This window comes from Quadrisphaera setariae (assembly GCF_008041935.1).
Lineage (GTDB): Bacteria > Actinomycetota > Actinomycetes > Actinomycetales > Quadrisphaeraceae > Quadrisphaera > Quadrisphaera setariae.
Map to the genome: position 1 here is coordinate 1 of NZ_VKAC01000027.1, position 4,772 is coordinate 4,772.

The window sequence follows — 4,772 nt, forward strand, 5'->3', positions numbered from 1 at the left end:
GGTGCACTTCGCGCGCAACCTGCTGGCCCACGTGGCCAAGGCCGACGGTGAGGTCGTCACCGCCGCCTACCGCACGGTGTTCGCCCAGCCCACCGCAGCCGGCGTCCAGTCGCAGTGGGACTCTGATGTGACCCCGCTCAGGCGGACACCTGCTTCTGTGTCAGGTACCGCTGTTCGTAGTCCAGCGGGCTGAGGTTGTCCAGGCGCGAGTGACGACGCCGGGAGTTGTAGAACCCTTCGATGTAGGAGAACACCTCCATCTCCAGCTCATGACGTGATGCCCACGCCCGCCGGTAGACCAGCTCGGTCTTCAACGTCGCGAACGTCGTCTCGGCCATCGCGTTGTCGAACGCCGAGCCCACCCGTCCCATCGACGCCAGCAGCCCCGAGGCCCGCAGCGACTTGCCGAACTCATAGCTCGTGTACTGCGTGCCGCGGTCGGAGTGGTGGATCGTTCCCGGCTCCGGCCGCCGGCGCTGGATCGCCATACCGACCGCGTCCAGGATCAGCTCGGTGCGCAGGTGGTCTGCCATCGCCCACCCCACGATCCGCCGGCTGAACGCATCGACGACCACTGCCAGGTACAGGAAGCCTTCCCAGATGCGCAGGTAGGTGATATCGGCGACCCACAGCCGGTCGGGTGCCTCAGCAGTGAAGTGGCGTTCGACCAGGTCTGGGGCGGTGGCGGTGGTCACGCTGCGCTTGCCGTACTTGCCGCGTCGGCGCCGGTGGGCGCCTTCGATGCTGGTCAACCGCATCAGGCGTGCGACGTGCTTGCGGTTCCAGGTGTGCCCCCGGGAGCGGATCTCAGCGGTCAGGCGCCGCGCGCCGTACACGCCGCGGTGCTCAGCCCAGGCGTCGCGGGCTGCGTCCGCGCGGTAGGCCTCAGCCAGCTCCGCGGCGGTGGGGCCATGGCCGCGGGCAGCTGAGGCGTAGTAGGTGCTGTGCCCGATGCCGAGGACTCGGCACAGGGTCCGGACGGGGAAGTTGGTCTTCATCGCGTCGATGAACACCAGCACCTGCTGGCGGTTCAGCGACCCGTCTCGCGTGCGAAGAAGACCGCGGCTTTTTTCAGGATCTCTTTCTCGAGCTCCAGCTCGGCCACGCGCCGGCGTAGCCGTGCCAACTCCATCCGCTCGTCATCGCCGAGGGCTGTGGGGCCGGCGGCGCGGTCCTTGCGGGCGCGGGCGACCCAGTTGCGCAGGGTCTCGTGGTTGATGCCGAGCTCACGCGCGACGTCGCGCACGGAGCGGTGTCCGTCGATGACGAGGGAGGCGGCTTGGTGGCGGAACTCGATCGGGTAGGTGCTCGTACGTCCCATTCGGGACCTCCTTGCCTGGCTGCTGCCAAGTCTGGAGGTGTCCGGCCTCAGGGGGTCACATCAGTCCGAGGCGTCGATGGCCGCGCTGAACGGCACCAACATCGCCGCCCTGCCGGCGTTGAGCAGCACTGTCCCCGGTGCTGTCACGGACGGCGGCATCAGCATCGACACCGGGGCCGCGATGACGGCATGATCCCCACCAGCTGACCCCGCACGGTGAGAACGATCTACACCACTACAGGGGACGTGACCTGGACTGGAGGCGGTACGCCCTAAACGCCGGCCTGACAGCCGCGCAGGGTCGGAATACCGACGAGGCAATCGGAGGGCAGTCGGCTGGTCTCGGCGTCGCACCGCGCAGGCGTCGTTGACGCTGAAGTGGGGTGTTTGTCGTGGCCGAGTTCCTGCTCACTCGCGAGGTGGCGGAGATGTTGAGGACCCCCGAGTCCACAGTGCGCTACTGGCGGCACATCGGGGCGGGTCCGTTGTGGATCAAAGTCGGCCGCCGAGTGATCTACCGTCGCGACGACGTGCTCACATGGTTGGTGGATCGCCGATCGAGTGACGCCGCTCAGCGCGTCCGCTCGTCATCCTGAGGCGCCAAAGGGGCCATAGTCTTCCTACCGCAGGGGTCGCCGACCACGTTGGACGCGCGGCGGACGACTAGCGGAACACCCACCCCTGCGCCTTGACGAAGCCGATCAGGTTCATGTGGGGGATGCCCATGGCCCTGCAGACGTCGGGGATGCGCGGCCTCTCGATGTTCCCAGTGGCCGTCTCCTCCGTGACCACCACACCGTTGCGGGCGTGGGCCAGTGCCACCACGAAGGGGTCTGCGCCACTGCGGCCGCTGCCGACACCGATCAACCGCGGGTGGCGGCGCAGCACCTCCCCGACGGCCGCCTGAACGTCCTGCTCGAGCGGCACGAAGAGCTTCGGCTGGGCCTTGACCCACCTAAGCGTCTCGTCGTCGCGCTTCTTGAGCTCGTCCTTCACCAGGTCGACCGAGCAGATCGAGCCGTCTCGGATCATGTCCTCGACGTTGGTCCAGAGCGTGGGCAGCACCGAGGGTGGCAGCAGGTCGCGGATGCCGTTGAGGAAGCTGCTGGTGTCGAAGCTGTAGAGCGTCACTGGTCGGTCACCTCGCCGACCCGAGCGCTGCGGGCGAGGCGGGGGATCTGACCCACCTTGACGCCCAGGTACCGGGCAGCGGTGTAGCTATCGATGACGTGGCGGTCGTGCGCGGACGCCACCTGGCGCACGAAGCTCTTGCCGAGGTCGCGGGCCGTCGTGTGGTACCAGTTCCCGCCGTTCGACGGCTTCCTGCCCTCGTCCTCCTCGTAGCGGCGCTGGAAGCCCTCGCGGTGTCCGAGGTAGTGGTCCAGGTCGACGCGCCCGAGGGTCACGAGGCGGCGCAGGAAGGCCTCAGCGCTGACGCCGAAGGGTCCGGCCGCCTCCGCGAGGGCCTCGTAGTCCCAGGCATCGCGGCGCCCCGCCCGTGCCATGACCTGCGGCCGCTTCCGAACTGCCTCCGCCGGCATGAGGATCGCCGCAGCGACGGCGTTGCACCGCGCCTCCAGCGCACGGTCGGGCGAGGTTGCACGGGTCTCGCTGACCATGTCGCAAAGCCCCTCGGTGTGCAGCAGCAGGTGCACAAACTCGTGGAGCAGCGTGAAGAGGCGTCCTCGTGGGTAGTCGGCGCCGTTCAGCATGATCACGGGCAGCTGCTCGAAGTAGAGGCTGAACCCGCGCATCTCTCGCGGCTTGACCCGGCCGCCTGCGGTGTTGAGCACAAGCACGCCGGAGGCCTCGACGGCGGCGATCCAGGCATTGAGGTGCTCGCGGGCGGTGGCGCGGCCCGAAGGAGGCCGCAGGGGAGTCAGCGAGAGCAGGCGCGCGCGTGCGACTTCCGCCAGCGCCTCGTCGGCCTCGGGTACGTTGGGCAGTCGCCAGCCGTCAAGGGGGACAGTCCCCTCGACGTCGTGCAGTTCGAGCAGGTACTCGCGCTGCTCGTGGGCACGCCGGTACTCAGCGTGGAGGTCTGGTGACCAGGTGCCCGTCTGCTCGCCCGGGTTGCGGCGGAAGTCCCGGAGGGTGTCGAAGCCTTCCGGCGGCTCGGACAGGTAGAAGACGGCCAGGCTGCGGTGGTACACCTCCGCGGCCTTCTTGAGCTGCGCGACGGTGGGGCGAGCGTCGCCGGACTCCCATTCGTCGACCCGGCTGTCCGGCACACCGATCTTCCTCGACGCCGCAACCGGCGTCAGGTCGATCGTCTCCCGCGCCCAACGCAGCATGGTCGGGGAGACCATCGCGGGGATCGAGGCGGACACGCGTTCATCCTCTCGGGTCCGACCGACAGTCGGTGCCGCCGCCCACCTGTTCGGGGCGTGTCGGTCTAGGCCGTGTTGACGGACCTCACCCGCTGCGATCCGTCCAACGCGGCCCAGCGGACTCGCCTCCGGGGTCACGTGCCCAGCAGACCGGGGGCACACCAGAGCCTCCATTGCCGACGGGGTCAGACACCAGCAGGTGCCAACGGTTCCGGCACCGCCACGGGCTCGATCGAGCGGCGATCACTGGACCCCGTGGCGCGGACGGGGCTTATCGCGAGCTGTGATGCTTCCGTCGTCGCATGCTGAGCGGCGCAGCGACTGTCATCTGGCACAGGGGCATTCAGGTGAGACTCGGTGCTCGCGTGATCCGCCGGTGGCACCGGTTGGCTGTGGTCATCGATTTCTGTCCGGATGAGCTCTGCCTGAGCAGCTGTCCTCAGATTGTCCCCAACGAGGTCGTCTGCGACCGTCGCGACCCAACGGGTGCCAACGGCAAATCTGCAGGTGAGCGGCTACTTGGTGTCATCTTTGCAGGTCACAGCCTTGTGCTGGCCCGTTCCCGGCGTACAGGCTGACTCGCCCGTCACGCGGTCGGTGGTCTGCGGAGGCACCTCCGCAGGCCACCGAGCGCTGGTGGCCGAAAGCTCTTCCAAACATCATACGTACTATGTATGCTGCTCTTCTCGACGACGAGAGGAGACGTTGTGTCCGCACCGGCGTACACGGCCGCGCGCTACCTGGGTGAGCACCGCTTCGACGTGGCTGACGTCGAGCGGCGTCCGCCCGGTCCGGGTGAGGTGGAGGTCGCTCCGGCGTTCACCGGGATCTGCGGCACCGACCTGCACATCGCCGCGGGCCACATGGACGCCCGGGTGACCACTCCGGCGGTGATCGGGCACGAGACCGCCGGGCGCGTCAGCGCCGTCGGTCAGGGTGTGACGGGGTGGTCGGTGGGGGATGCGGTGACGGTGATGCCGCTGCGCCCGGACGGGGTGTGCGCGGCGTGCCGGGCTGGGCACGGGCACGTGTGCGAGGCGATGGACTTCATCGGCATCGACTCACCCGGTGCGCTGGCGCAGCGGTGGGTGGTGCCTGAGCACACCCTGATCGCCCTGCCG

Annotated in this window: 6 protein-coding genes; 2 read left to right on the plus strand and 4 right to left on the minus strand. The window is 68.6% G+C overall.

Going from position 1 to position 4,772, the window contains the following annotated elements; genetic code table 11:
* Window positions 1-137: 137 nt before the first annotated feature.
* Entirely contained in the window at window positions 138-1,013 is an 876-nt protein-coding gene (locus tag FMM08_RS22695; protein ID WP_255472711.1) for an IS3 family transposase, read from the minus strand.
* A 17-nt stretch (window positions 1,014-1,030) separates the two neighbouring features.
* Window positions 1,031-1,321, minus strand: coding sequence for a transposase (locus tag FMM08_RS22700; RefSeq protein ID WP_147928634.1), 291 nt, complete (start codon window positions 1,319-1,321; stop codon window positions 1,031-1,033).
* Between the two features lie 419 nt (window positions 1,322-1,740).
* On the opposite strand from FMM08_RS22700, the gene FMM08_RS24210 reads away from it, so the two are divergent.
* The gene (locus tag FMM08_RS24210) at window positions 1,741-1,917 is read left to right on the plus strand and encodes a helix-turn-helix domain-containing protein (RefSeq protein WP_369431794.1); all 177 of its coding nucleotides are present in this window, start codon (window positions 1,741-1,743) and stop codon (window positions 1,915-1,917) included.
* A gap of 67 nt (window positions 1,918-1,984) precedes the next feature.
* Here the strand turns inward: FMM08_RS24210 and FMM08_RS22710 are convergent, their stop codons facing one another.
* Both FMM08_RS22710 and FMM08_RS22715 read right to left on the minus strand, forming a co-directional pair.
* Complete coding sequence (locus FMM08_RS22710) at window positions 1,985-2,452, minus strand: DUF4411 family protein (RefSeq protein WP_147928636.1); 468 nt, start codon at window positions 2,450-2,452, stop codon at window positions 1,985-1,987.
* Window positions 2,449-3,630: an ImmA/IrrE family metallo-endopeptidase gene (locus FMM08_RS22715; RefSeq protein WP_147928638.1), complete on the minus strand. Its 1,182-nt coding sequence runs from the start codon at window positions 3,628-3,630 to the stop codon at window positions 2,449-2,451. Before FMM08_RS22715 ends, FMM08_RS22710 begins: the two co-directional genes overlap by 4 nt.
* A 728-nt stretch (window positions 3,631-4,358) precedes the next feature.
* On the opposite strand from FMM08_RS22715, the gene FMM08_RS22720 reads away from it, so the two are divergent.
* On the plus strand, window positions 4,359-4,772 hold a 414-nt coding region (locus FMM08_RS22720; RefSeq protein WP_222711113.1), incomplete at its 3' end, for an alcohol dehydrogenase catalytic domain-containing protein.

Excerpts from the sequence above, each read along its gene's own strand:
- FMM08_RS22700 (WP_147928634.1), bottom strand. The coding sequence starts at position 1,321 with ATGGGACGTACGAGCACCTACCCGATCGAGTTCCGCCACCAAGCCGCC.
- FMM08_RS22715 (WP_147928638.1), bottom strand. The coding sequence starts at position 3,630 with ATGGTCTCCCCGACCATGCTGCGTTGGGCGCGGGAGACGATCGACCTG.